General features: G+C 50.0%; 24 protein-coding genes and 1 riboswitch. Of the genes, 18 read left to right on the top strand and 6 right to left on the bottom strand.

Annotated elements, in window-relative coordinates:
• Window positions 1–588: 588 nt before the first annotated feature.
• Window positions 589–897 (bottom strand): winged helix-turn-helix transcriptional regulator, encoded by a 309-nt coding sequence (locus AC0YN4_RS15720; protein WP_090981986.1) that lies wholly within the window; start codon window positions 895–897, stop codon window positions 589–591.
• Window positions 898–1,124: 227 nt separating this feature from the next.
• On the opposite strand from AC0YN4_RS15720, the gene AC0YN4_RS15715 reads away from it, so the two are divergent.
• Window positions 1,125–1,964, top strand: a complete 840-nt coding sequence (locus AC0YN4_RS15715) for a DUF695 domain-containing protein (RefSeq protein ID WP_475782056.1) — start codon at window positions 1,125–1,127, stop codon at window positions 1,962–1,964.
• 10 nt (window positions 1,965–1,974) lie between these two features.
• On the opposite strand, the gene AC0YN4_RS15710 is transcribed toward AC0YN4_RS15715, so the two are convergent.
• The 3 genes from AC0YN4_RS15710 to AC0YN4_RS15700 form a co-directional block, all read right to left on the bottom strand.
• Window positions 1,975–2,889: an EamA family transporter gene (locus AC0YN4_RS15710; RefSeq protein WP_475836162.1), complete on the bottom strand. Its 915-nt coding sequence runs from the start codon at window positions 2,887–2,889 to the stop codon at window positions 1,975–1,977.
• A 152-nt stretch (window positions 2,890–3,041) separates the two neighbouring features.
• Window positions 3,042–3,851: a histidinol-phosphatase gene (locus AC0YN4_RS15705; RefSeq protein ID WP_475782054.1), complete on the bottom strand. Its 810-nt coding sequence runs from the start codon at window positions 3,849–3,851 to the stop codon at window positions 3,042–3,044.
• A 13-nt stretch (window positions 3,852–3,864) separates the two neighbouring features.
• Window positions 3,865–4,767: a LysR family transcriptional regulator gene (locus AC0YN4_RS15700; RefSeq protein ID WP_090981979.1), complete on the bottom strand. Its 903-nt coding sequence runs from the start codon at window positions 4,765–4,767 to the stop codon at window positions 3,865–3,867.
• 186 nt (window positions 4,768–4,953) lie between these two features.
• Between AC0YN4_RS15700 and AC0YN4_RS15695 the strand changes: the two genes are divergently transcribed.
• Both AC0YN4_RS15695 and AC0YN4_RS15690 read left to right on the top strand, forming a co-directional pair.
• Window positions 4,954–6,228, top strand: a complete 1,275-nt coding sequence (locus tag AC0YN4_RS15695) for an MFS transporter (RefSeq protein WP_475782053.1) — start codon at window positions 4,954–4,956, stop codon at window positions 6,226–6,228.
• A gap of 191 nt (window positions 6,229–6,419) precedes the next feature.
• Window positions 6,420–7,067, top strand: coding sequence for a metal-dependent hydrolase (locus tag AC0YN4_RS15690; protein WP_475782052.1), 648 nt, complete (start codon window positions 6,420–6,422; stop codon window positions 7,065–7,067).
• A 60-nt stretch (window positions 7,068–7,127) separates the two neighbouring features.
• On the opposite strand, the gene corA is transcribed toward AC0YN4_RS15690, so the two are convergent.
• Complete coding sequence (gene corA / locus AC0YN4_RS15685; protein ID WP_475782051.1) at window positions 7,128–8,063, bottom strand: magnesium/cobalt transporter CorA; 936 nt, start codon at window positions 8,061–8,063, stop codon at window positions 7,128–7,130.
• A 480-nt stretch (window positions 8,064–8,543) separates the two neighbouring features.
• Window positions 8,544–8,650, top strand: a riboswitch (SAM riboswitch).
• A gap of 95 nt (window positions 8,651–8,745) precedes the next feature.
• Between corA and metA the strand changes: the two genes are divergently transcribed.
• From metA to AC0YN4_RS15630, 11 genes are all read left to right on the top strand, one after another.
• Window positions 8,746–9,663, top strand: coding sequence for a homoserine O-acetyltransferase MetA (gene metA, locus AC0YN4_RS15680; RefSeq protein WP_475782050.1), 918 nt, complete (start codon window positions 8,746–8,748; stop codon window positions 9,661–9,663).
• Window positions 9,664–9,702: 39 nt separating this feature from the next.
• Window positions 9,703–10,863: a PLP-dependent transferase gene (locus AC0YN4_RS15675; protein WP_475782049.1), complete on the top strand. Its 1,161-nt coding sequence runs from the start codon at window positions 9,703–9,705 to the stop codon at window positions 10,861–10,863.
• Between the two features lie 6 nt (window positions 10,864–10,869).
• Window positions 10,870–12,048 (top strand): aminotransferase class I/II-fold pyridoxal phosphate-dependent enzyme, encoded by a 1,179-nt coding sequence (locus AC0YN4_RS15670; protein ID WP_475782048.1) that lies wholly within the window; start codon window positions 10,870–10,872, stop codon window positions 12,046–12,048.
• Between the two features lie 162 nt (window positions 12,049–12,210).
• Entirely contained in the window at window positions 12,211–13,347 is a 1,137-nt protein-coding gene (gene mqnC, locus AC0YN4_RS15665; RefSeq protein WP_475782047.1) for a cyclic dehypoxanthinyl futalosine synthase, read from the top strand.
• A 340-nt stretch (window positions 13,348–13,687) separates the two neighbouring features.
• Window positions 13,688–14,686 (top strand): putative sporulation protein YtxC, encoded by a 999-nt coding sequence (locus AC0YN4_RS15660; protein WP_475782046.1) that lies wholly within the window; start codon window positions 13,688–13,690, stop codon window positions 14,684–14,686.
• A 440-nt stretch (window positions 14,687–15,126) separates the two neighbouring features.
• Window positions 15,127–17,064 carry a threonine--tRNA ligase gene (thrS, locus tag AC0YN4_RS15655; protein ID WP_475782045.1) on the top strand — a complete coding sequence of 646 codons (1,938 nt, stop codon included), beginning with the start codon at window positions 15,127–15,129 and terminating at the stop codon, window positions 17,062–17,064.
• Between the two features lie 89 nt (window positions 17,065–17,153).
• On the top strand, window positions 17,154–17,732 hold the full coding sequence (locus AC0YN4_RS15650; RefSeq protein ID WP_475836161.1) for a 3D domain-containing protein: 579 nt from the start codon (window positions 17,154–17,156) through the stop codon (window positions 17,730–17,732).
• 113 nt (window positions 17,733–17,845) lie between these two features.
• Window positions 17,846–18,364 (top strand): RNA polymerase sigma factor, encoded by a 519-nt coding sequence (locus AC0YN4_RS15645; protein WP_475836160.1) that lies wholly within the window; start codon window positions 17,846–17,848, stop codon window positions 18,362–18,364.
• A gap of 76 nt (window positions 18,365–18,440) precedes the next feature.
• Window positions 18,441–18,569, top strand: a complete 129-nt coding sequence (locus AC0YN4_RS15640) for a hypothetical protein (protein ID WP_256208700.1) — start codon at window positions 18,441–18,443, stop codon at window positions 18,567–18,569.
• 128 nt (window positions 18,570–18,697) lie between these two features.
• Entirely contained in the window at window positions 18,698–20,086 is a 1,389-nt protein-coding gene (locus tag AC0YN4_RS15635) for a methyl-accepting chemotaxis protein (RefSeq protein ID WP_475836159.1), read from the top strand.
• Between the two features lie 100 nt (window positions 20,087–20,186).
• A complete protein-coding gene (locus AC0YN4_RS15630; protein ID WP_475782041.1) occupies window positions 20,187–20,567 on the top strand; it encodes a hypothetical protein in 381 nt (126 codons plus the stop codon).
• Between the two features lie 106 nt (window positions 20,568–20,673).
• On the opposite strand, the gene AC0YN4_RS15625 is transcribed toward AC0YN4_RS15630, so the two are convergent.
• On the bottom strand, window positions 20,674–21,969 hold the full coding sequence (locus AC0YN4_RS15625; RefSeq protein WP_475782040.1) for an ammonium transporter: 1,296 nt from the start codon (window positions 21,967–21,969) through the stop codon (window positions 20,674–20,676).
• A gap of 262 nt (window positions 21,970–22,231) precedes the next feature.
• On the opposite strand from AC0YN4_RS15625, the gene liaF reads away from it, so the two are divergent.
• The 4 genes from liaF to AC0YN4_RS15605 are packed head-to-tail and all read left to right on the top strand — an operon-like array spanning window position 22,232 to window position 25,506.
• Complete coding sequence (liaF, locus tag AC0YN4_RS15620; RefSeq protein WP_475782039.1) at window positions 22,232–23,332, top strand: cell wall-active antibiotics response protein LiaF; 1,101 nt, start codon at window positions 22,232–22,234, stop codon at window positions 23,330–23,332.
• A gap of 7 nt (window positions 23,333–23,339) precedes the next feature.
• Complete coding sequence (locus AC0YN4_RS15615; RefSeq protein WP_475836158.1) at window positions 23,340–24,380, top strand: sensor histidine kinase; 1,041 nt, start codon at window positions 23,340–23,342, stop codon at window positions 24,378–24,380.
• Entirely contained in the window at window positions 24,367–25,032 is a 666-nt protein-coding gene (locus AC0YN4_RS15610) for a response regulator (protein WP_475782037.1), read from the top strand. Before AC0YN4_RS15615 ends, AC0YN4_RS15610 begins: the two co-directional genes overlap by 14 nt.
• Before the next feature lie 60 nt (window positions 25,033–25,092).
• Window positions 25,093–25,506, top strand: a complete 414-nt coding sequence (locus tag AC0YN4_RS15605) for a YugN family protein (protein ID WP_090981947.1) — start codon at window positions 25,093–25,095, stop codon at window positions 25,504–25,506.
• Window positions 25,507–25,574 lie beyond the last annotated feature (68 nt).

The following is a 25,574-nucleotide window of genomic DNA, read 5'->3' as shown; positions in this document are numbered from 1 at the left end:
ATCGTACCGCCTGCGGCGCTCGTTCCCGCCGCCGCTCCAGAGTCGCGTGAAACCGAAGACTGCCGCTCCAGAGTCGCACGGAAAAGGCGTATCCAATTACCTATTGGATACGCCTTTAGTATGTTGAGAAGCCTAACGTTTTTTTCAAAACGTTGGTTTATCCTTTGTTTGTAAAACCTACAAATACAGATTGGCGAAGAATTCTCCGTTTATGCTCTCCATTCCAGGTTAATCCACTTCACCTCGAAAATCTAACGAACCGTAGAGGCGTTATTTGACTGGATTTGGGTCTTATGAAAAGCTAACGAACCGTAAAGGTCTTATTATGGAGAAATTGGCTCCAAACCAGATGCGAACCGCCAAATAGGACCTCCACGGTTCGTTAGAACCATCCACACTCCTCGAAACAAAAGCGGGCTGGACGTTGTGATGCTCTGGTCAGCAGCAAGCAGCAAGCAGCCCCTTTGGACCGAATTACCTATTGAATTCACCTGTTTGTAGCAATTTACGACAAGATTTTGGTGGAAGGTGCAACATTATAGCACGTTTTCCCGTAAGTAAAAAAGCTGCCGTCATTCACGGCAGCTTCTAACACCAATTCTCGCCCCAATCTTGAATCGATTGGATAACGGGTTCTAATCCCCGTCCTTTAGCAGTTAATTCATATTCAATTCGAACCGGCATTTCCGGATAGACGTTACGTTTAATGATTTCGAATTGTTCGAGCTCCTTCATCCGGTCGGTCAGCATCTTATCGCTCATCTCCGGGATTTGCTCTTTCATTTCTTTAAACCGCTTCGGCCCGCCGAGCAGAACGCGAACGATCATGCCAGTCCATTTTTTGCCGAGTAGCTCTGTTGCGCACTCATACTTTGGGCACATTTTGGAATAATCCACGTTATCACCCCACTTTTCAATGATTCTATTGTAGCACATGACGTTTTCAAAAGGGAGGGCTATTCGCCAAGAGAAGACAAATGCTTTTCATTCATTATATACTATATTTAAGTTAGTTGGATACACATGGGTAATTTTCCCAAAATCCTTATTAACTTTGCAAGCATAACCGAAATAATTCTAAGACGCTATAGAATTGTTATCATACCACGATATTGAGGTGCCGGATGTCGGACAACTGGGGATTTTATGAACGCCGGACGGAATCGGAGCAGCTGCGAGTGTTGATTAATGTCGGATATCGTACCTCCGCTCCGCTGACACCGTATACGGATTTGCTCTCGATTACGATTAACTTATATCCGGTTCGTGCGCATAATCGTTCGAATCGGGATTTTGTCAAACAATTGGAGCAGTTGGAATCCAAGCTTGAACATTGGCTGAAAAGTACTGTAGGTGCCATCTATATTGGGCGCATCAACGCAGCAACTCGGCTTGAGTTTTATTATTATACGAAAGGGCAGAGCCCTGATCTTCCCGAAATTCATGCTTGGCTGGATCAGAATTGGACTTTCCGAGCACAGGTCTATCGCAAACCAGATCCACAGTGGGAATTTTATAGGTTTATGCTGCCGGATGCACTTGAGGAGCTGTTTGTGCATAATGCACAGATGATCTATGCGCTGATTCACAAAGGGGATAATATCGGCGAGCCCAGGAATGTCTATCACTGGCTGCTGTTTCGGGAGGACGACGACAGACGCGAAATTGAGTCGATGCTCAAGGGATTAGGATATGTCATCGAGAAGGAGAAGGAGGGGAACCCCGAGCAGGGCTATCCGTATCCGCTGGTGATTAGCCGTTTCGAGGACGTTCGGCTTGATACGGTAAATGAGCGCGTACGCGAGCTTCATTCACTGCTGGCAGGCAGTGGAGGGCGTTACGATGGATGGGGCTCGGTGATGAAACTTTCCGCAGCGGGGCGGTTCCGCCGATACATCCGCCGGAACCTGAGTAACGTCGAAACAACGCTGCGCAAAGTATTCTTGAGACGAAACTCCGAATGAAGTTATTCGTTTATAGTCGTATGAGGACAAGCCCGGCAATGGTCAGTATGAAAGCTGTCCATTGATAAGTATTCAATCGCTCGCGATATAGGATGATCGAGCCTGCGGCCACTACCAAGCTGTTGGCGGCAAATACGGGGCCGGCTATGTTGGCTCGCCCCGTTTCGAGTGCGATTGCATAGAGCTGCAGTCCGCCGTAGGAGAACAGCCCGGCGACTAGCCCCCACTTCATTCCAATCGATGCTGAGCGAAGCGACTTCTGCATGAGTCTTGAACCTTCTTGCGCACCTGCACGAAAGCTGCCGAGCGAGCTCCTGCGGGATCGCTCTTGGCGCGCAACAAAGGCGAACCAAACAATCGATAAACTGTAAGCGACGAATAAGATCGGAGCGCTGCTTAGCCCAAGGTCTCCTGTGACCTTAAGCCCGCCATTACGAATCGCGAAGAGCAGAATGCTGATGCCTACGTAGAAGTACCATCGCGGTGCTATGCGGAAGGCTTTTTCTTTGCCTTGCATGGAGACAAGCACGACGGCGAGCAGGAGCAGCAGAACGCCGCCAAGCTCAGTCTTCGAAAGTTGTTCGTTATAGCCGAAGGTGCCAAGCGCAATGACCAGAATGATATTCATATTCGTTAGCGGTGATGTCAGGCTGGCAGGTCCCCACTCCAATGCTTTCATGAAGAGCGCATTCCCGAGGGCGGAGCCTGCACCGATAAGCAAGCCGGCGAGCCAAACGCGTGGATCAGCGAGCGATGGCAGCAACGTATGCTCCAAAACGGCGTGAATGCCAAATCCGCAGGTCCCGGAAATATAAAGACCCAGAAGCAGGTAAGCGGAGGAACCGCTCTGCATCTGGGACACCTTCATCCACCAGCCAGCCAACCCGAACAGTACCGCACTGCCTACGGCTGCTGCAAACCACATGTAACTTTCCACCAATCTCGTATTTTTAAATGTTACACAAATGAAATGGTTCTGTTATCGTTCCTTCATATTGGAGGGGTATTATAATAACCAAGACCCCCTTTTGATTATATATGACTTAGGACCTGCCGCGTGCAGGTCCACTTTTTTATCTACAGGGCTACACTTACGGGCTTCTTATTCTTGTAATAGAACCATTCCGTAAACCCGATTTCCTTCAGACGCTTCGCAACAAGCTCCCAATCTTCGCCGACTCGGCTCGGTTTATGAGCATCAGACCCGAAAGATACCGTCACACCAAAGTGCAATGCACGCTCCAATATCGCATCAGACGGATACCAGCCGCCGGCATCTTTGGTACTGCCGGAGGTGTTGATTTCGATGGAGACGCTGCTCTCCCCAATGACTTTGAGGCAATCATCAATCGCTGCATCGGCGGCAATGGCGGAGAAAGCAGGGTAATACCCTTTCATCGCATCGATATGACCGAGAATTTGGAACATGCCACTGCGGGCGGATTGGCCGATAAGCTCGTAATAATGGCGTTTCTCATCGATGTGCTGTGCTTCGGAGAGGTTCTTCCAGCGGTTTCGATTGAAGATGCTGACGCCGCGCGACTGATGGACGGAACCGATAATATAATCAAAAGGATAACCGGCATAGACATCGCGATAAACCTGAGCGTGCTGAGGGAAGAAATCGGACTCCACACCGAGCAGGACGTCGATAGTGCCTTCGTACTTGGCTTTAAGCCGCAGCACTTCCTCTACATAATGAACAAATTCGCTTTTTCCCATTGCAATGCCGGGATTCGGTTGATCCTGTTCGCTTGCAAAATAAGGGGAATGATCTGAAATTCCGATGACGGACAGTCCCGCCTTGATTCCGGCTTTAATATAATCCTCGATATTAGCGTCTGCATGCCCGCACCGGAAGTGGTGCGTATGTAAATCAAATTTCAAGCTGAATCTCCTCCTACTCGCTGCTAATGAAATGATCTTCGGGCATACCCTTCAAATCGCTCAAAAACTGCTGCATCGCTGAGTTGATGTACCGTCCTGACTTATAAACCAACCCGACAGGATGGCTCATATCGAGCTCATTGACTTTAATCCGCTTGAGCGTACCGAGTTGAACCTCTTTGGCAATGGAGAGCTTAGAGACCACTGCGGCGCCTAAATTGATTTCGACCATTCGCTTCACTTCCTCGCTGCTCGAAAGCTCCATGACGATGTTCGGGTGCAAGTTATATTTGCGGAAGATTTGATCCAGAAAACGTCGTCCTAATGTGTCCGGTGACAGCATAATCATGGGAATGTCCTTGAGTGATTCTACGGTAGTATGCTTCAAATGGCTCATGGGATGCTCGGGAGCAACGACGAGTTCGTAGGTGTCGTAATACAGGATGGATGTTTCCACATTTGGATTGCGTTCCGACAAATAGGTGATGCCGATATCTACGGTACCATTCTCTACGCTGGCCATAACGCCGGAAGAAGGCATGGAGTGAATCGTTGTTTTGATAAGCGGAAATTGGTTTTGAAAATAAGACAGCACCCGAGGCAAAATTTGAATCGCGATCGAAGAGGTCGTTCCCAGCACGATATGACCCTGCGGCGTTTGGCTTAGGTCAGAGAGCTTCTGCTTCAATTCTTCTACGATGGCTAATATACGCTCGGCGTGATCAAGAAACACTTGTCCGCGGTCCGTTAATGTGACGGGTTGATTCCGATCAATTAGAACCGTTTTAAACTCATCCTCTAAGCTCTTGACTTGGGCAGAAACGGCCGGCTGCGTTAGATTAAGCAGCTCTCCTGCTTTACGAAAGCTCATGGTGCGTGAGATGGTTAGCAACGTTTCGAGTTGGTTAATATTCACGGAATCCCTCCTTTAGCGATTAAAGATTTTTATCACAGCTATATATCATTATAATGTAAAATCAGCTCGACGGCAAAAGGTACGAAACAGCCTGTGGGCCGCCCGGAGTTGGAGCAGGATTCAATTAGGATGCTGTCGAATGTTGGTTTAAGGTGACAATTCATGCGCCATAAAGGAGCGAAAAGGATGAATCCGAAGGCAGTACGCAGCTGGATGATGTACGATTGGGCCAATTCTGCTTTTGCCACAACCATTATGGCCGCGGTCATGCCGATTTACTACAAAACGGTGGCTGGCGCAGATTTGAGCGGCAATACAGCTGAGAATTACTGGGGGTATACGCAAACCATTGCAATGATTTTCGTAGCCATTCTATGTCCGATTTTGGGAGCGATTGCTGACTATTCAGGTTCGAAGGTACGTTTCTTATCGGTGTTCATGTTCATCGGATCAATCGCGACCATCTGCATGGCGTTTGTTGGGACCAATGATTGGCTGCTTGCATCTATATTGGTTGTCATCGGTACGATCGGCTTTGCCGCATCCAATACGTTCTATGATGGATTAATTACGGAGGTTTCGACACCGGAGACACTCAATGCCGTGAGTAATAAAGGGTATGCGATGGGCTACTTAGGCGGCGGCTTGCTGCTGCTAGTCAATTTAATCATGATTGAGAAATGGTCGTTAGTGGGCTTTCCTAATAAAACAGTGGCAACGCAAACCGTCTTTGTTACGGTCGGGATCTGGTGGATCTTGTTCTCGCTTCCGATTATGCGCAATGTGAAGGAGACCGCCAGAGGGACCTCTGCAGGTTTCGGTGATCGGATTCAGCGCGGGATGAAACGGATCACCAATACGATGAAGACGCTGAAGCATTACCCGGAGCTGCTTAAGTATATGGCATCCTTCTGGTTCTTCAATGATGGGATTAGTACGGTGATCGTCATGGCGACGATTTATGGCAGCGGCATCGGAATTGAAACATCGGATTTGATAGCTGCACTTCTGATTACGCAGTTTGTCGGCTATCCGTGTACGCTGCTCTTCATCCGATTCGCCTCGCGTATCGGGATGAAGTACTCGCTTTATTGCTCGCTGCTTGTATATGTGCTGATTGTTATGCTTGGATACTTCATGACGAGCGCGCTTCATTTCTATGCGCTGGCTGTTATGGTCGGTTTCGTGCAAGGAGGGAGCCAAGCTACGGCAAGGTCGCTGTACGCCACTTTGGTGCCGCCAACGCGAACGGCCGAATTCTTCGGCTTCTTAAGCTTATCGAGCAAATTCGCCGCTGTAGCCGGACCAGCTGTATTCTCCGTTGTCGGCACGATAACAGGGTCCAGCCGGCTGGGCATACTTGCGCTCCTGGCGTTCTTCATCATTGGTATCATCCTGCTGTATTTTGTGGATTTTGCCAAAGGCCGCAAAGAAGCGTTGGCAGGAGAGGGGCTTGTGTAACTCGTAGCTGCCTGGTTGCCAATTCATCACAGCTATCATACGGGGCATCACTTGAATGCACTTCAAGCGATGCCTTTTTATATGTCGGAATTCCTATTGAACGAGAATGGAAAAGAAGGTATAATCATTCGAAAAGCGAACTGACGTTCGATCAGCGCTTCTACATGGTCAGTCAGAAGGAGGAGGCAGGTATGAAAGGGACGACACACTTGGCGATTGGCGTCGCGATCGGGGTGGTTGCTGCTGCCACGCATCCCATTACGCTAACCAATGCAGCGGCATTTATCATCGTTGCGGCATTTTCCGCCTTGAGCGCGGATCTGGACGGTACGAACATGCTGAGCAGCAAGCTTAGCAAGCCGGCAAGGATAATCCGCGCACTCATGCTGTGGGGCGGAGTCGCAGCAGGAGCAGCAGCGGGGTATTTATATTGGTTTGAAGATTTATTGTATCCGTATCTCACGATTGCCGCAGCAGCCGTGTTTCTTCTGGGTCTCATCTCTCGCAACGGTATGATTCGGGATGCGCTTGTGAGTATAATCGGCTTAGGGCTTCTGTATGCTGGTTATGCGATCGGTCATCATTGGCTGATGGGGCTTGGCCTGTATGTTGCATGGGTACCTTGGTTGAATCACCGAGGGTTAACGCATACCGTTTGGGCAGTTGCTGCATGGGGAGCAATCGGATGGGGGCTTGAGCAACAGCTGGAGATCGAAGGGATTGCCTACACTGCAATAAGCGGTTATCTATCCCATCTTATTGCGGATACACTGACGCCAAGCGGCGTCAAATGGTTGTACCCGCTGACTAAGAAGACCTTTAAGCTGCCATTCGGTTAAACATAACAAAAGCTCTCCTGAGGCCGCGAACGTCCCGGGAGAGCTTTATTAATTCGCCGATCATAGCCATTCTTTCTTGCGGAAAATGAAGAACATTCCGAAACCGAGCATGAGCATGAAAGTGAGCAGCAAGTAGGAGCCGCCGTGCAGATGAAGCCCGGGTATAAAGTCGAAATTCATTCCGTAAATTCCGGTGATGAAGGTGAGTGGCATGAAGATCGTGGTCAGTGCGGTAAAGACACGCATGATTTCATTCGCGCGGTTCGCAAGCGAAGACTGGTAAGCCTCTCGTAAGTTGCCCATCAGATCGCGGTAGGTCTCGAAGGTCTCGGCGATCTTAACGGCATTCTCATAGATATCGCTGAAGTACTTCTGCAATTGATCGTCGATCAGCTTCAGGTCTTTCTTATTAAGCGTTGCGATAAGCTCCTTCTGCGGTCCAAGTACTTTCTTGAGCCAGAGAATCTCGCTTCGAAGTCCGATGATTTCATTCAGATGCGATTTCTTGGTGTGGACCAGAATATCTTCTTCCAAGCTCTCGATCCGCGCTTCAATCCGATCGCCGACGAGGAAGTAATTATCAACGACGATATCGACCAAATGATAGAGGAAACGGTCGGGTCTGCTGACTTGCTCTTCGAGCAGGATCGGTTTCAACGCGCGAAGCTCGTTAATTTTCTGTTTCGTAACGGTAATAATATAATGGCGGCCCAGAAAAATGTTCAAGGCACGTAGGAAAATTTCTTCATCATCAAATCGGATGCTGTTAATTACAATAAAATAATGGCCTTCATGAATTTCAATCTTAGGCCTTTGCTCTTCTTCGCTCAGACAGTCTTCCACTGCCAGCTCATGCAGCGCGAATATCGGCTGGAGCACGGCGAGGTCATCTACGTCGGCATCAATCCAGTAGAAGCCTTCGGCAGGCGGCACGACGGCTGCTTGAATGTCATCAACCGGTGTGAAAACACCTTGATTCACGTGACGGATTTTCATCCGCGTTCCTCCTCTCGTTGTTGCAGTAATTCCCGGATGCCGGCTAAGAGGAGGAGAACAGAATCGCGCAACATCAAGCAAGCCATATTGCGCGCGGTGCCGCCCTGCTTGCTCTAGTCCATCTATCTAGAAGCGGCGCGTTTGCGAATACGGCTCGATGACGCGAGCCTTCCTGCTATCTTCCGTATAAACCGGTTATCAGTGCGGTTGCCCGCAGGCCTCGGGTCGCCTTCCATAGTCGTAAACACCCCTTTTGTGGTCAATTATTCACTAGTTAAAGCGTAATTCTTGTCTAGTATACTCCGACAATGTCTTTCCATTCAAGAAGAAAGTAGCGTCTATGGTTCTGTAACAGCATATGCAGGGAAAAGCCCATGGTTACGCGTTTTTTGACGATGGTAGAGGTGGGCTCCTTGACGGGAATAAAGGAATGATTTAAAGTAGGAGCTAAGGTATTTCCGTTAATTAAATAAGCAAGCTTTCTTATCAAGAGCAGGCGGAGGGACTAGCCCGATGAAGCCCGGCAACCGGCGTGTAAACGTACGGTGCTAATTCTTGCGGAAACGTATGTTTCTGAGAGATGAGAGGCGCATGAACGATACATTTGTGCCCCTCTCTAATGAGAGGGGCTATTTTCATTGCGCTCCTCAGTCACAATCCAAGCAGACAAGGAGAGATTATCATGCCGATTAAAGTACCAGACCAATTGCCTGCGAAAGATGTTCTGACTGATGAGAATATCTTTCTAATGGATGAGAGCGTAGCCTATCATCAAGATATCCGTCCGCTGCGGATCGCGATTCTCAACCTAATGCCAACTAAAGAAACGACCGAAACACAGCTGCTTCGCTTAATTGGGAACACGCCGCTGCAGGTGGAAGTCGTGCTGCTTCATCCGAGGACCCACACGTCGAAGAATACGTCGTCCGAGCATTTGGAGTCGTTTTATAAAACGTTCGAAGATATCAAGCATGAATACTATGATGGCTTGGTTATTACCGGCGCACCTGTAGAGACGCTTCCATTCGAAGAGGTCAACTATTGGGAAGAGCTGAAGGATATTATGGATTGGTCGGCTCGACGAGTAACGTCAACCTTCCATATTTGTTGGGGCGCACAGGCGGGATTGTATCACCACTACGGGATTCCCAAATACGAGTTGACGGACAAAGTGTTCGGCGTTTTCCCGCATACGGTGGAGAAGCGCAATGTTCCTCTTGTACGCGGCTTTGACGAACTGTTCCTGGTTCCGCAATCGCGTCATACGGAAGTACGCCGCGATGATATCGACAATGTTCCGGATCTGGATATCCTGTCTGAATCGCCGGATGCCGGCGTATATCTGGTCGCTTCCAAAGATGGCAGACAAGTATTCGTAACCGGCCATTCGGAGTATGATCCGTTGTCACTCAAAGCGGAATACGATCGTGATGTGGCCAAAGGAATGGATATTGCTTTGCCGAAGAATTACTATCCAAACAATGATCCGTCGAAGCTTCCGTTGTCGAGCTGGAGAGCGCATGCCAATCTGCTGTTCTCGAACTGGTTGAATTACTACGTTTATCAGCAAACCCCTTATGACTTAGGTGCAGGCATTTAGATATGAAGTTCATTATTCGACGAGAGGGAGTCACTTCAGATGAAAATAGAAAGCCGCTTAGCGCAAATTGGATCCATTAAAGAGCCTGTTACCGGAGCTGTCAGCTTCCCGGTCTACCAGGCAACAGCTTTCCGCCACCCGAAGCTTGGCGAAAGCACCGGCTTTGACTATGCCCGCACGAAGAGTCCGACTCGCAGCGTGCTGGAAGAAGCGGCTGCTGAGCTGGAGTCCGGTGATGCCGGATTTGCTTGCAGCAGCGGCATGGCTGCGCTGACCACTGTCTTCTCGCTGTTTGGCCAAGGCGATCATTTGCTCGTTTCCTTGGATCTATACGGCGGTACATACCGCTTGCTGGAGCGGATTATGACTCGCTTCGGCGTATCGGCTTCTTACGTGGACACGAATGACATTGATGCGATGAACCAGCTGATTACACCAGCTACGAAGGCGATCTTGATCGAGACACCGACGAATCCGCTGATGATGATTACGGATGTGGAACGGGTTTGTTCATGGGCAAAGTCCAAAGGACTGTTGTCCATTGTCGATAATACGCTGCTCACTCCGTTCTTCCAACGCCCGATCGAGCTTGGTGCTGACATTATCGTGCACAGTGCAACGAAGTACCTTGGCGGCCACAATGACGTGCTGGCAGGTCTTATCGTCACGAAGGGCAAGGAATTGTCCGCTGAAATAGGCTTCCTGCACAACTCACTCGGCGCTGTTCTTGGACCACAGGATTCGTGGCTGCTGATGCGCGGCATGAAGACGCTGGCGCTGCGGATGGAACGCCATCAAGCAAATGCGACGGCGATCGCAAACTGGCTGCTGACGCATGAAGTGATTGAGGATGTATACTATCCGGCACTTCCTCATCATCCGGGACATGAGGTGCAGAACCGTCAGTCCTCCGGCAACACAGGTATTTTCTCGTTCCGCTTGAAGAAAGCCGCTTATATAGAGCCGATCCTTCGTCATATTAAGCTGATTGCTTTCGCAGAGAGCCTCGGCGGCGTGGAATCGCTGATGACGTATCCGGCCGTTCAAACGCACGCGGATATTCCGCTGGAAATTCGTCAGCGGATCGGTGTCGATGACCGTCTGCTTCGTTTCTCAGTCGGCATTGAGCATGTGAATGATTTGATCGCGGATTTGGCGCAAGCCTTTGAAGCAGCAAAACGCGAGCTTGGGGAGGCATAAACCATCATGGCAGAGCAGAATCCGGACAAGGGCAAGAACAACAACGAGAAGCAATTTGCAACGAAATTGATTCATTTCGGGGCTGAGATCGACGAACATACCGGCGCTTCAAGCGTACCGATCTATCAAGCATCTACCTTCCATCATCACGATATCTTCAATCCGCCGACGTACGATTACAGCCGTTCCGGCAATCCGACACGTCAGGCTTTGGAGGATTACATTACGCTGCTTGAAGGCGGCGTTCGCGGGTTTGCTTTTGCATCCGGCATGGCAGCGATCTCGACCGCGTTCCTGCTGTTCTCGACGGGTGATCACATCATCGTAACCGAGGACGTTTATGGCGGTACCTACCGCCTGTTGACAACGGTGCTGAACCGTCTTGGCATTGAGTCCACCTTCGTGGACATGACTGACTTCGAGGCTGTGAAAGCAGCGCTTCAGCCGAATACGAAGGCGGTCTTCATGGAGACGCCTTCTAACCCAACGCTGAAAATTACCGATATCGGTGAGATCGCGACATGGGCGAAGGAGCATGAGCTGATTACGCTGCTGGACAATACATTTATGACACCGTACCATCAGCGCCCGATCGAGCTTGGGGTTGATATCGTGCTGCACAGCGCTACGAAGTTTCTGGGCGGCCACAGTGACGTGCTTGCAGGTCTTGCCGTTGTGGCAACCGAGAGCCTCGGCCGCAGGCTGAAGCAGCTGCAGAACGGTCTTGGCACCGTTCTGGGGGCACAAGAATCATGGCTGCTGATCCGCGGCATGAAGACGCTGCAAGCGCGTATGGAGCATAGCGAACGCGGTGCTCGCAAGCTGGCAGAATGGCTCGAGGGCAATCCGGAAGTTACACGCGTGTACTATCCGGGTCTTGCGAACCATCCGCGCCGCGAAGTTCATGAGAAACAATCGAAGGGTTACGGCGCAGTCGTATCCTTCGACGTAGGTGACGGCGAGCGCGCGAAAGCCGTTCTTAGCCGCGTGAAGCTTCCGCTCGTAGCGGTAAGTCTTGGCGCTGTTGAAAGTATTTTGTCTTATCCGGCTATGATGTCGCATGCGGCGATGCCGCGCGAGGTACGTCATGAACGCGGAATTACGGATGGTTTGCTTCGTTATTCGGTCGGTCTAGAGGATATTGATGACCTGATTGCGGATCTGGATCAAGCGCTTAAAGGCTAAATAATGCGATACGCGGCAGTCCCGGCGGACTAGCCGCGTTTTTCGCCGTTTTGGCTGGCTTTTTCGGCCGATGTCGGTGCATGACGCTGGTTGGCGTTTGTGGTAGTATTAGTTGAAACGTAGCAAGTGACGGATATGTTGATAGAGAAGGAGGTCTCCGACGTGCAACAGGTAGATCGCATTTTAGATAAAGCACTGCAAGGAGAACGGATTGGACTTGAGGAGTGCGTGACACTTTTTGAATCCGATGAAATTGAGAAAATGGGCCATGTGGCCAATCAGATTATGCTGCGGCACCACCCTGATCCGGTAACGACCTTTGTTGTCGGACGGAATATTAACTATACGAATGTATGCGATGTGTACTGCCGATTCTGCGCGTTTTATCGGGCACCCGGCTCGAAGGAAGGTTACGTGCTTTCGGATGAAGTCATCCTGCAGAAGATCAAAGAAACGATGGATGTCGGTGGAACCGAGATTCTGATGCAAGGCGGCGTGAATCCAGAGCTTCCGTTCTCGTATTACTTGGACTTATTGCGTAAGATTAAACAGCATTACCCAGGCATTACGATGCATTCCTTCTCCCCGGCGGAGATTCATAAGATGGTATTGCTCTCAGGCGGACAATCGCTTGAAGAGGTGCTGCGCGAGCTGAATCGTGCAGGACTGGACTCCCTTCCGGGCGGCGGCGGAGAGATTCTCGATGACCGGACAAGACGTAAGATCAGCCGGTTGAAGGGCTCCTGGACGGACTGGATGGACGTTATGAAGACCGCTCATCGCATCGGCATGAACACGACAGCTACGATGGTTATCGGGTTCGGCGAAGAGATGGAAGAGCGTGCGCTTCATTTACTTCGTGTCCGTGATGCACAGGATGAGTGTTTGGCGAACGGCTATGATTCCAAAGGTTTCCTGGCGTTTATTCCGTGGACATTCCAACCGGAGAACACGAATATGAAGCGGGAGAAAGCGACGCCTGAAGAGTATTTGAAAACATTAGCGATCAGCCGGATTACGCTCGACAATATCGATAACTTCCAATCTTCGTGGGTGACGATGGGGCCGGAAGTGGGCAAGCTTTCCCTTTCCTACGGCTGTAATGACTTCGGCAGCACGATGATCGAAGAGAACGTGGTTTCCGCTGCCGGTACGACGCATAAGGTCAACATTGATTCCATTCTTCGCTTAATTCGTGAGACAGGCAAGATCCCGGCACAGCGTAATACACGCTACGAGATTCTGAAGATGTATAACGAATCCGAAATGGCGCAGAACGACTTTATCATGCAAAACTAATCGATCTTCGCATCTATAAAGCTTCCCGTCAGGAAATGCATTTCCTGACGGGAAGCTTTTGTTCGTTTAGGGGAGAATGAAAATCCGCCTAATATACCACGATTGCCCTTCCATTCCAATCCCTCACTAGCTGTGCCAATGCCTACATCGTATATATGCTTTTGCAGAACCATATACTGTTAAGGAAGCCCGATTCGACCTCTGGATTTCATGTGCAATTGACCCTAATGAGTCCACCCTCGTCCGTTCGTTTAACGCCCAATTTGCCGAATTTCCGGCCACCATATCCAGCCCGCTTACCAGCTGGCTGCTATTCGCAAAAACTTTTAGGAGTGAGCCTATGGAACTGTTCACTGTTTCTTTGCTTTCGGCTTCCCATGAAGCGATTGATCGACTGCACCATTGTTTGAGCGAGGAATTTGTCGATTTACATAGCGATAAGGATACCGCTGTTCCGTTCGTAAGCTTCACAAGGCCAGAGTATGAAACAATGGAAATATCATGCCTCGTTGACCTTGCAGACTTCAAGCTCGCTGCGGATGGCCCGCAGATGTACCGAAGATCTGCAACCGCTTTTGCACGGTACATTATGTCTGAACTGGAGCCTATGCTGCTAAAGGCGATCATACGCAAACAGTTTCATTATGAAGTGGTCAAAGAGATCGAAGTGCTCGAGCGCTATTGCCAAAATATTCTTTACGGCGCCGCTGTTCCGGCTGTGCAGGAAGACGCTACCGATACGGCTATGCTGCGATCGGACAGAGAACGCCGGATGGGTAAAGTGGCGGATGAGATCGAGCAGTTTCTGAGCAGCAACACCCGATTGCATCTCGATGGGTTCGTTACGTTTAGACTTGCCGCTTACTGGCAAGAACTGAAGGAAGTCGTCGCCTATGCGGTAGACGAATATGTGATGGATAAGCAATACCAGGAATTTATATCGCTGCTCAAATATTTTGTCCGGATGCAGGAAGTGAAGCTCCCGATCGTGCATGTATTGCACAAGGGAGGCAGCGATTTCGTGCTTTACGATCAAGAGTTTCAAATGCTGGAAACCGTGCAGGCTGACCGCATCGTAGCGGAAATGCTGGAGTCTGAAATGAACATGGAGGACATGATCGTCAGTACGCTGATCACGGTATCGCCGCAGCAAATTGTCATACACACGAGGCAGCCGGAGCTGCCCGTGATGCGCACGTTAGAAACGATATTCGAGCATCGCGTGCGGCTCTGCTGCACGTGCGGGCATTGCAGCTACTTCTTCGATGAGCAAGGACTGCCTATTGTGCAGGCGACGGACGTCGTTTCGGAGAAACGTGTGCGCAATGTCATTCCTTGAGAAGAATTTGTACCGCAATATAGGCTTGACCTGTCAGCAGGTGTCAGATTATAATAATTGACATGTAAAAGCAATGACAAAGACATGTATCCCCAGCGATGCTCGATTCAGAGAGAGGAACCTAGGCTGAAATTTCCTCGCGATGCAGTGGCGATATACCCCTTTGTAGCTGTCCAGTTGAGCCCTCACTTCATTGTGAAGTTTGGAAGTAAGCTGTACCGGGCCGTTCCCGTTATAGGACGTCTACAAGGATCAGTGGCCGGCAAGGTTGGTAGGCGCTGATTGAACTAGGGTGGAACCACGGGTCTGTTAGAGCACTCGTCCCTTTGCGGGATGCGTGCTTTTTTTGTTGGCTGCATGCCGCATAGATTGTTAAATTTCGGTCTTGCGATGGCATCATGATGCGGCCGCAAGAACCACATCCAGGAGGAACGAAGGGTATGGCGATTCAAGTAAAGCTGCCGGACGGCGCTGTCCGGGAATACGAGCAGGGCACTACAATTGAAGAGGTTGCAGGTTCCATCAGCAATGGTCTGCGCAAGAACGCGATTGCCGGTAAAGTAAACGGTAAAGTGGTAGATGTGTATACACCGCTTGAAGGCGATGTTGCTCTGGAAATCGTTACGGTTGAATCCGCTGACGGTCTTGAAGTCTATCGTCACAGTACTGCGCATCTTATGGCACAAGCGATTAAACGTCTGTTCGGCAATAACGATGTGAAGCTTGGTATCGGTCCTGTCATCGAAGACGGCTTCTACTACGACATCGATATGGAGCAGTCCCTTACACCTGAGGATTTGGTCAGAATCGAGAAAGAAATGGAACGTATCGTGCAGGAGGATCTGGCAATCCGTCGCCGCGTAGTAAGCCGCGAGGAAGCGATTGCTATCTTTACGGAAATCGCCGATCCGCTCAAATTAGAGCTTATTCGCGACCTTCCTGCAGATTCGCAAATTACGATGTATGATCAAGGCGAATTCTTCGATCTATGCCGCGGGCCGCACTTGCCTTCCACTGGCAAGATTAAAGCATTCAAGCTGCTTAGCGTTGCCGGAGCATACTGGCGCGGCGATTCCAAGAACAAAATGCTGCAGCGTATCTACGGCACAGCTTTCCCTAAGAAAGCGCAGCTCGATGAGCATCTTCATTTTCTAGAGGAAGCGAAGAAACGCGATCACCGTAAACTGGGCCGTGAACTGAAGATGTTTACGTTCTCCCGTGAAGTGGGTCAAGGGCTTCCGCTGTGGCTGCCAAACGGTGCACGTCTGCGCAGAACAATGGAGCGTTATATCGTAGATTTGGAAGAAAGCTTGGGCTATCAGCATGTCTACACACCTGTGCTGGCTAACGTTGAATTATACAAAACAAGCGGACACTGGGAGCACTACAGCGAGGATATGTTCCCGAAAATGATCATGGACAACGAGGAGCTCGTTCTTCGTCCGATGAACTGCCCGCATCATATGATGGTGTTCAAGAGCGATATGCGCTCGTATCGCGACCTTCCGGTTCGAATCGCGGAGCTTGGCACTATGCACCGCTACGAAATGTCCGGTGCGCTGACAGGTTTGCACCGCGTGCGCGCGATGACGCTTAATGATGCTCACATCTTCTGTCGTCCTGATCAAATCAAAGAAGAATTCGCGCGCGTTGTCACGCTGATTCGTCAAGTTTATGAGGATTTCGGCATCAAGGACTACCGTTTCCGTCTATCCTACCGTGATCCGCAGGATACTGAGAAGTACTTCCAGAACGACGAAATGTGGGAAATGTCGCAGAAGATGCTTCGTGAGGTTGTTGAAGAGCTTGGCCTGCCATTCTTCGAAGCGGAAGGTGAAGCGGCTTTCTACGGTCCGAAGCTCGACGTTCAAATCAAGACAGCGCTTGGCAAAGAAGAGACACTCTCGACTGCACAGCTGGACTTCCTGCTGCCTGAGCGTTTCGAATTGGAATACGTTGGTGACGACGGCAAGAAACATCGTCCGGTCGTTATCCACCGCGGTATCATCAGCACAATGGAGCGTATGACAGCATTCTTGCTGGAGAACTTCGCTGGTGCACTGCCACTGTGGCTGTCCCCGGTTCAAGCCAAAATCATCCCGGTTTCGGTTGCATACGAAGCCTATGCACGTGAGCTTGAAGCGAAGCTGCAGCTTGCAGGCATCCGGGTCGAATCCGATCTTCGCAATGAGAAACTCGGGTACAAGATCCGTGAAGCACAGCTGGAGAAAGCACCATACATGCTCGTTATCGGGGAGAATGAAGCGAGCTCCGAATCCGTCTCCGTTCGTAAACGCGGTGAAGGTGACCTCGGCTCCATGCCGGTATCAGAGCTGATTGCATTGCTGAAAACGCAAATTGCCGAGAAACAAATCTAATCATTTCCCGCGCTGGTACATGATGCCGGCTGCCGCATAAAGCTTGTTGCACTTGGGTATCCTTCGAACTAAGGAGGATAACAACCCAGATGATGACAAGCTTTTTGTCGTTTCAACGTGTTCTAACCATCAGTACAGCAGGAATGATGATGATAATCGGCTTGTTATTTGCCGACTGTACCGCAGCGAGTAGTGTGGGGGCGGAGCTTGAGCGGCAAATTACGCAGCACCCTGTTAGCAAGCAGCCGAAAGCCAAGGCATTCAAGCCCATTCAAGTTATAGCAACAGGCTACACGGCAGGTGTGGAATCGACAGGTAAACGGCCGGGGCATCCGCAATACGGGATAACGTATTCGGGCGTTCGCGTGCGAAGAGCTTTTGTTTCGACAATCGCTGCAGATCCCAAAGTGTTTCCGATTGGAACCCTTCTGTACGTACCCGGATATGGATATGGTATCGTAGCCGATACCGGCTCTGCGATCAAAGGAAAGAAGATCGATTTGTATTTTGAAACAAGGAAGCAGGTATTCAAGCAGTGGGGGAAACGCAAGGTTACCGTTAAGGTGCTGAGGCGCGGCAACGGCAAGCTGACGGAAGCTTGGCTGAATGAGCTGAATGAAGCAGTCACGGCAGAGAAGACGATCCCAAGAGAGCTGCTTGAGTCCTAATCGACATAGAGAGAATGTTCGACGATTTGTTGAATATTCTCTTTTTTTTGCGGAAAAGGTATGTTAAAATACACGTTGAAAGCGCTACCATCTATAGTCGAGGGCGGATATCCATGAACATTGAATCATCTCACACAGAGCCAAATGTATTAGTGCAATTAGAGGCTTATGAGGACAAGCTGCTTGAGCTCTATAAAGAGATGATTCATGTAGCCTATGCGAAGGTGCATAACAAGTCGGATGCCCAGGATGCCGTTCAGGAAGCATGGGTGCGTATGCTCACGAAGCAAGGCACACTGAGGGAGCGCAGCAAGCTCTTCTCATGGGCGAAAGTGATCACAAGCAATATCGCACTGAACTTGAATAAGAAAGCGGCCCGGATGCGCCCCTCAAGCGAAATGGAGCATCTCTATAAGTCGCAAGAAGCCGGTTATCGAGATGAAGCGGCGGTCATGGTCGAGATCAATGAGCTGCTCGATTTGCTGGATCCGGCGTCTCGGGTAATGCTGCTTTACAAATTTTATTACGGCTTCAAGGATGCTGAAATCGCAGCGGTGATGCAGGTTCCGGTCGGAACGATCAAAGCTCGAATCCATCGAACGAAGCAGTTTTTGCGCGATAAAATGATTTAACAATAATTCATTTTCGACTTACATAAACTGTTCCCGGCCTTGCCATACTATTGGTTGTACGGGGAGGTGAGCAGGAATGGCGAAAAATAAAAACAATAAATTTAATGCAGCCCAAAGTAAATACAACGCAGAATTTGCGTCAGAAAACGCAGCAAACTCAGCAAATGCAACAACGAAAGCCGCTTCACAGAAAGCCGATAAATAAACATAACTTCCGCATTAATGAAGCAGTAAGTGAGAGGGACCCGGCGGGGTCCCTCTTTTCATTTGTGAAACTGTGAACTATACTATTAGTTAATTCTGACCAATTGTCGAAAAAAGGGGGATAATATCATGCCGCTATTGCAGCGTTTCCGAACTCCAGGCACGCCAAGTAAGCAAGAAGAAGCAGAACAAAATGTGGTGCTCACGCAATTAATCAATGAGTCATTAGTTATTTCGGATCAATTGACCGCTGCGGTAGAGGAAGTCAATCAGTCCATAGGCCAACTGACGGACATTGCCGATCAATCTGCTGTTACCGAGGGAGAGCTTCGGTTATGCAGTGAGCGTGCCATGGACCGCATAGGCGAGACGTTCTCGACGCTGCAGGAGGTGGCCGCATCTGCTGAACAAATCAGCGACACGGCGCAGCTGCTCGATACGGAAAGTAAAGAAACGAAGGAAGTTGTGCTTGAGGTTTGTCGTTCGCTTACGAACACAGATAAAGTGATGAATGATTTGCAGCAGCATAACGGAACGATGGACCGTCATATCCGCGAGCTGATTGAACAAACTTCGAGGATCAACGAGATCAACAGCTTTATCCAAGAGATTGTGTCCCAAACATCGCTGCTTGCGCTGAATGCTTCGATTGAGGCTGCGCATGCAGGTGAATTTGGCCGAGGCTTCTCAATTGTAGCCCAGCAAATCAAGAAGCTTGCGGAGCAAAGTCATGAGGCAGTAAGACGCTCCAGCGGTTTGGTTGAAGAGATTGAGAACGGGGTCAAGCAAGTGGTTAACTCCGTTGATTTGGAGAGATCCGCAGTAGAGCAAGGTATACAAGAGATGGCGCAAACAAAGAACCGCATGGATTTGATTTTCTCGCGTATTCATGAAGTAGACCGCTTGGTCAGCAAGAGCAGTACGGCAAGCAAGCAGCAGACGCTAAGCATGAACGCTACGACAGGCATGCTAAAGGATGTTGTCGATGCGGTGAACCAGACACTTGGAAGCGTAGACGAGACACTTGAGCTTACACATAAACAGCGCAGACAAATTAAGAAGCTGGACCGAATCAGCACTAATTTACATAAGTCATCCTCAGAGCTGACAAAAGCAATCGGGCAGGTCGGCATTAAGCACGAAGTGAAAGAAAGCGAAATAAACGTAAGCGCGACGCTCGAGAAGCTAAGCAAGCTGGCAGCAGATGCGAGACTATTCTCGCTTGACGAATCCGCGCATCAAGAGCAGCTCTCTCGATTGCTTGGGCAATTGCCGGAAATTGAGGCCATTTGGTCGAACCGCGATGACGGGTCGTTTATTTTCTCCCAGCCTGAGGCTGGTTTGTTGAATGCCAAAGGTCGTGAGTGGTGGAAGCGGGCGATGGAAGGGAAATCCTTCACATCGCCGGTGTACATCTCGGCGATTACGAAGAAACCTTGCTTGACCCTCTCGGTACCGATTCGTTCGGAGGAAGGTCGATTGATCGGTGTCGTAGGAGCTGACATCCGCGTCAAATAATTGCCAAGTATTTTGATGAAAAAGGTGTTTCCAAACGGGAAATGATCGTGTAAGATAAGTAGTGTGATAAATGATAACATGCGAAGGCAGGGGAGTTGTCATGACAGAACCAATTACTTACACACCACCTTCTCGTTTGAGACACCGTAAAGCAGCTGAAGTCATTCCTTTCCTCAACACATATATTGCTAAGAGAGAGCAAGAGATTGCGGAAATTGTGCAGATGGTCGAACGTTACGAGAAGCGTCGTCTACATGAAGAGCGCTCCTATCAATCGATGTCGACACTTCGCCGGATGCTTACGGGCAAGAAGCCGGATCATCATCTTGCCGTGGAATACATTCACTACGTGAAACGCCCTATGGAGAAAGTACGTAAACTCCGCCTTGAAGTGGAGCAAGCTCGTACGATTCTACATAATAACAATAATGCTGCAGATACCATCGAAGTCTCGAGTGAGATGGATGATGAGATGAATTAACATGTAACCGTCCGCGTGTGGACGGTTTTTTTGTTTCTATAAAGGAAGACGCCGCCTTCTCCCAAGATTGAACTCCGGAGAGAAGGCGGCGTCTTTGTAGTTTCTGTTACTTGCGTGACTTCAGCTGATCCAGATCGAGGAAATCATGGTCTTGATTATAGGCCGGTACTCCATGGATGCCGACATCAAGTCCGATAAGCTCTTCGTCCCTGGAGACGCGAACAGGCATGAATTTTCTGATAAGCAGAAGTACGCCCCATGTTAATGCAAAGCCCCAGAAGCTGACGATGACCAGGCCGAGTGCCTGTACACCCAGTAAATTCCAACCGCCGCCGTAGAACAAGCCATAGTACTCTTGTCCGATTCCTTTGGTCATCTCGGGCAGGGCGAAGAGACCGACTGCCAGTGTGCCAAGGCTGCCGCTGACGCCGTGTACGGCGAACGCGCCAACGGGATCGTCGACGCCTCTGCTCTCGAGAAACTCGGTTGCGAGGACCATTGCAATGCCGCATACCGAGCCGATCAAGATGGCCACGCCATCGGAAACGAAAGCACAGCCAGCTGTAATCCCGACCAGACCTGCAAGCGATCCGTTGATAACCATCGGCGGATCGGCTTTCTTATAACGCATCATAGTGAAGAGGATGCATATTGCTCCGCCTGCTGCGGCAGACAGCATAGTTGTAACCGCGATATGGCCGATGGAGCCGTTCGTGGCGCTGAGTGTACTGCCGGAGTTGAAGCCGAACCAGCCAAACCAAAGGATGAATGCACCAACTGATGCGAGTGGCAGATTGGAAGGAGGAACGATATTGCTTTTGCCTTCAGGTGTAAATTTACCGATACGCGGTCCGATGAAGATCGCTGCAGCGAGTGCTGCGAAACCGCCTAACGCATGGATAACTGCGGATCCGGCGAAGTCGATCATGCCAAGTTTGCCAAGCCAACCGCCAACCGCCCAAACCCAGTGTCCGGCAACCGGATAGATTAAACCGGTCATCGCGATCGCGTACAAGATATAAGCTCTAAAGTGAATGCGTTCCGCAACCGCCCCGGACACAATGGAAATAACGGCGATTACAAAAGCGCATTGAAACAGCCAATAAGTCTCGTGGGAGATGTTGAGCGAAATATGAGACATATCTCCATCTAGCAAGAAGCCGGTTGTTCCAATTAAACCGCCTGCATCTTTCCCGTACATCAGGCCGAATCCGATGAAGTAAAAGATTAGTGCGCCGAAGGCGATGTCCACGAATACCTTCATAATGATGCTGACTGCATTTTTCTGCCTCACGAAGCCTGCTTCCAGAAGCGCGAAGCCGCCTTCCATGAGTAGAATCATTGCCGCTGTCAGCACGACCCAAATTGTATCCAGCCCGGCGGACAGAGTGGCTAAATCCATGCTCTCATCTCCTCTAGTATGTCATGTTAGGTTTTATCTCTCATTCCAATCCGAAACCCATTATATAAGTGCCGTGTTAATGATGTCAACGAGTGAAGTGATAAGACCTAACATCAACTCGTCCAATTGAAAAAGAACACGTATCCGCTCCGTCTCCAGACGTAGGAAGGGGTCAACCGTGAGACCCTTTTATGTCGCTTGCGGCACCTGTTATACTTGGAGTACAAACCTTTGCAGATGCGATTGGGAGCTGGTGGCGGCAATGAACGGGAATTTTATAAGTCGGTTTATGTGGGGCCTCTTCATTATAGTAATGGGCGTAGGCTTAATGTTAAGACAAAGCGGCGTAGTCGATTTCGATATCGCAATGGTGGTTTCCACCTATTGGCCGTTGCTGCTGTTGTTCCTTGGCATCCAAGGGATGCTGCAGCGAGCTGTTCACGGAAGTGGATCGTTCTTCGGTTCAGCGATCATGCTCATCGTCGGCTTCGTATTTCTGGGGCGTAACTTAGAATGGTTTGCCTGGTCGGTCGGCGATGTGATGCAATTCGTAGGGCCGTTGGTGCTTATAATATTCGGTTTACGGATGATTCTTAAACCGAAGCCGAAGAAGAAAGAGCAGAATCCGGGCGAGGATTGGAAAGCCTACAATTACGGTCAAGTTCATGTAGACATTCCTCCGGCACCGCCGCTTCATCCGGATCCGACGAAGCCGTCTTCTGAGGTTCCCGCACCTAACGACGTGAGTGAGGCACATTCGGAGATGAAGGCAGAGGGCGAAGCAGTCATACCGCCTGTTCGTCCTAACGAAGCGTATACGAAGCTGCAGCATAAGAGGCAGAAGTGGGAAGAACAAGCTGCCAGAACCAGGGAGCACTTCGAGAGGCACGCGAATAATGTCAAGGAGCGCCAAGAAAGGCATTTGCGAAATGCCAGGCACCATCACCGGAATGGTCGCGTAGAGTGGTGGAATCATGATCCAAACGTGCAGACGCGATCGGGTTTTATCGGCGACATTTATTTGGGCCAAGATTATTGGGAACTCAAGCCGATGAATATCTCCCATTTTATCGGTGACACTGTGCTTGATCTGACGAAGGCGCAAATACTGCCGGGCGAGACCACAATTAATATCTCTTCCTTTATAGGCGACGTTAAAGTGTATTTGCCTGACGATTATGAAATCGGCGTGCACGTCGTTTCCAGCGCCTTTATCGGCGATGTAGCGGTGCTTGAACATAAAGAAGGCGGAATTTTTAAGAATATGGATATCGAAACGCCTTATTTTCAAGAGAATGACAAGAAAATCAGGCTCCACGTCAGTACGTTTATCGGTGATGTGCGCGTTACGAAGGTAGGGTGATGCGCACATGATGGTTCGATTGTTTCGCAATAACAAGTGGGATATGATTTTGCTATTTCTGGCTTCATCGACGATTTCGGTATTTCTCTGGCAGTTTGGGACCGAATTGACGGCAAAAGGGTACAGCAGGTCGCTGTGGATCGGCGTTGCTGTGCTTTTCTTATTGATCAGCGCCGTATTCGGGTATTGGGCAGCACAGCGGATTCAGCGTCAAATGGATTTGCTCGTGCTTGGCTTGAAGCAGGCAGCACACGGAAACTACAGCTCACGATTGCCGGAAGAAGGTTCGTTTACGCCGGCGTTCCGCGAATTTAACGATATGATGGAGTCGCTCGATGAGCGGATGCACTGGATTCAGCGCTCCGGTGAAGAACAGGTTATGAGGGAAACCGCTTCGAATGAAGCGGCGGTGCTGGAAGAGCGCAGAAGGCTTGCGCGCGATCTCCACGATACGGTTTCGCAGCAGCTGTTCGCTATACATATGTCGGCATCTTCTCTTCCGAAGCTGCTGGAGCTCAACCCGAGCCGGGCAAGTGACGTGATGGAGCAGTTGATCTCCATGTCGTCGATGGCGCAGAAGCAGATGCGCGGGTTTATTGCTCAGCTTAGACCGATGGAGCTTGAGGGCAGGTCGCTTCAAGAAGCGCTAGACAAATGGTTCCCGGACTACTGCCGTCAGAACGGGCTGCAAGGTGTACTCGAATGGCGTGTGCGGGAGAAGCTGTCTGAAGCGAAAGAGCACCAGTTGTTCCTGATTGTGCAGGAGGCGATGGCAAATATCGTGAAACATGCAGGCGCGCAAACAGCACTGTTAACGGTAGCGGAGACGGAACGGCAAATCGTGATGACTTTGCAGGATGACGGTTCCGGTTTCCGGGCGGATCAAGTGAAGCGAGGCTCATATGGGTTATCGACGATGCGGGAGCGGGCTAACAAGCTCGGCGGTGATGCCTCCATCATTAGTAAGCCGGGAAGCGGAACGAGAGTCAGAGTGACATTACCTAATTATTTGAATAAGGGAGAGAACCTTAGCGATGAGTTCAAATAACAGTTGGAAAATCATGATCGTCGACGATCATGATATGGTTCGAGCGGGATTGCGCACGTACTTGATGTTGGATCCGAAATTCGAAGTCATCGCCGAAGCGGCTAACGGTAAAGAAGCGCTGGATATGCTGAAGGCCGGCATACAAGACGGGCCGCCGCAGCTGGTCCTTATGGATCTAATGATGCCGGTGATGGACGGCGTTGAAGCAACTCGCCATATAATGAAGGAATTTCCTGAGCTCAAGATCGTCATGCTCACAAGCTTCCTTGAAGATGAGAAGGTTGTAGCGGCAGTTGAAGCGGGTGCGGTTAGTTATGTATTGAAGACCGTTTCGGCAGAGGAGCTCATCTACGCGCTCAATGGAGCGGCCAAAGGAATGCCGGTTATGACGCATGATGTCTCGCAGGCACTTACGAGAGGGCTGCGTCAGCGGAGTACGCAAGGGGCAGATGAAGGGCTGACGGACCGGGAGAAAGAAGTGCTTCTTCTTATTGCCGAAGGGATGGCTAACAAGGAAATTGCGGAAGAGCTTCATATTAGCATTAAGACGGTCAAAACGCATGTCAGCAACCTTCTGATGAAATGCGAGCTGGAAGACAGAACGCAGCTTGCCGTATACGCGCATCGTAAAGGTTGGGTAAAGACGGGATAGCAGGCATTCACTCCGGGCAAGCTAACGGTAAACATTAGGCCAGGAGGAGAATATAGAGCGATGATCCCCCTTGAATTCAAGCTGGAATCGAGTGAGAAGGAATTTACGGAAGTCCGAAGCATGCTGGAGGAGCACGAGTTCTCGCTTGGCGGGAATTGGGATTATGAGCATGGCTACTTTGACCGCTACCTGGATGAAGCGCATAAAGTGTGGCTGCGAATGCCTTTCGATGTGATAAACGGCAATATCGACAGTGATACACAGGACCTTGACGCCAAAATCAGAATGGGGCAGCCATTCGTACTGAAGCATCTATACAATGAAGGTTTGGATAAGCACGCTCAACCGAGGGCGCTCGGCAGTTTAATCGATCAGTTTCAGGAGCCGATCGATCCGGATGCCGAAGTCGAGTCCAAATGGGTGACGAAAGCGAAGGAAGTGCTGGGCGAAGTAGAGCAACGATTGCTGCAATGAGAGAGTCGCAGATTGCGCGATAACCGGGTAAGGCTGATTATTCAGCCAAGCCCGGTTTTTTTATGTTA

The sequence above is a fragment of the Paenibacillus sp. J22R3 genome (assembly GCF_056269305.1).
The sequence above is the reverse complement of the archived record's forward strand: the minus strand, read 5'-3'. Positions and strand labels throughout refer to the sequence as shown.

What these genes read in the sequence shown, in the direction of transcription:
- AC0YN4_RS15615 (WP_475836158.1), top strand. Translation starts at nt 23,340, where the DNA reads ATGATGGTTCGATTGTTTCGCAATAACAAGTGGGATATGATTTTGCTA.
- thrS (WP_475782045.1), top strand. Translation starts at nt 15,127, where the DNA reads ATGGCGATTCAAGTAAAGCTGCCGGACGGCGCTGTCCGGGAATACGAG.
- AC0YN4_RS15660 (WP_475782046.1), top strand. Translation starts at nt 13,688, where the DNA reads ATGGAACTGTTCACTGTTTCTTTGCTTTCGGCTTCCCATGAAGCGATT.
- AC0YN4_RS15675 (WP_475782049.1), top strand. Translation starts at nt 9,703, where the DNA reads ATGAAAATAGAAAGCCGCTTAGCGCAAATTGGATCCATTAAAGAGCCT.
- corA (WP_475782051.1), bottom strand. Translation starts at nt 8,063, where the DNA reads ATGAAAATCCGTCACGTGAATCAAGGTGTTTTCACACCGGTTGATGAC.
- AC0YN4_RS15715 (WP_475782056.1), top strand. Translation starts at nt 1,125, where the DNA reads ATGTCGGACAACTGGGGATTTTATGAACGCCGGACGGAATCGGAGCAG.
- AC0YN4_RS15640 (WP_256208700.1), top strand. Translation starts at nt 18,441, where the DNA reads ATGGCGAAAAATAAAAACAATAAATTTAATGCAGCCCAAAGTAAATAC.
- AC0YN4_RS15635 (WP_475836159.1), top strand. Translation starts at nt 18,698, where the DNA reads ATGCCGCTATTGCAGCGTTTCCGAACTCCAGGCACGCCAAGTAAGCAA.
- AC0YN4_RS15695 (WP_475782053.1), top strand. Translation starts at nt 4,954, where the DNA reads ATGAATCCGAAGGCAGTACGCAGCTGGATGATGTACGATTGGGCCAAT.
- AC0YN4_RS15625 (WP_475782040.1), bottom strand. Translation starts at nt 21,969, where the DNA reads ATGGATTTAGCCACTCTGTCCGCCGGGCTGGATACAATTTGGGTCGTG.
- AC0YN4_RS15610 (WP_475782037.1), top strand. Translation starts at nt 24,367, where the DNA reads ATGAGTTCAAATAACAGTTGGAAAATCATGATCGTCGACGATCATGAT.
- liaF (WP_475782039.1), top strand. Translation starts at nt 22,232, where the DNA reads ATGAACGGGAATTTTATAAGTCGGTTTATGTGGGGCCTCTTCATTATA.
- AC0YN4_RS15645 (WP_475836160.1), top strand. Translation starts at nt 17,846, where the DNA reads ATGAACATTGAATCATCTCACACAGAGCCAAATGTATTAGTGCAATTA.
- AC0YN4_RS15630 (WP_475782041.1), top strand. Translation starts at nt 20,187, where the DNA reads ATGACAGAACCAATTACTTACACACCACCTTCTCGTTTGAGACACCGT.
- AC0YN4_RS15650 (WP_475836161.1), top strand. Translation starts at nt 17,154, where the DNA reads ATGATGACAAGCTTTTTGTCGTTTCAACGTGTTCTAACCATCAGTACA.
- AC0YN4_RS15670 (WP_475782048.1), top strand. Translation starts at nt 10,870, where the DNA reads ATGGCAGAGCAGAATCCGGACAAGGGCAAGAACAACAACGAGAAGCAA.
- AC0YN4_RS15605 (WP_090981947.1), top strand. Translation starts at nt 25,093, where the DNA reads ATGATCCCCCTTGAATTCAAGCTGGAATCGAGTGAGAAGGAATTTACG.
- AC0YN4_RS15710 (WP_475836162.1), bottom strand. Translation starts at nt 2,889, where the DNA reads ATGTGGTTTGCAGCAGCCGTAGGCAGTGCGGTACTGTTCGGGTTGGCT.
- AC0YN4_RS15690 (WP_475782052.1), top strand. Translation starts at nt 6,420, where the DNA reads ATGAAAGGGACGACACACTTGGCGATTGGCGTCGCGATCGGGGTGGTT.
- metA (WP_475782050.1), top strand. Translation starts at nt 8,746, where the DNA reads ATGCCGATTAAAGTACCAGACCAATTGCCTGCGAAAGATGTTCTGACT.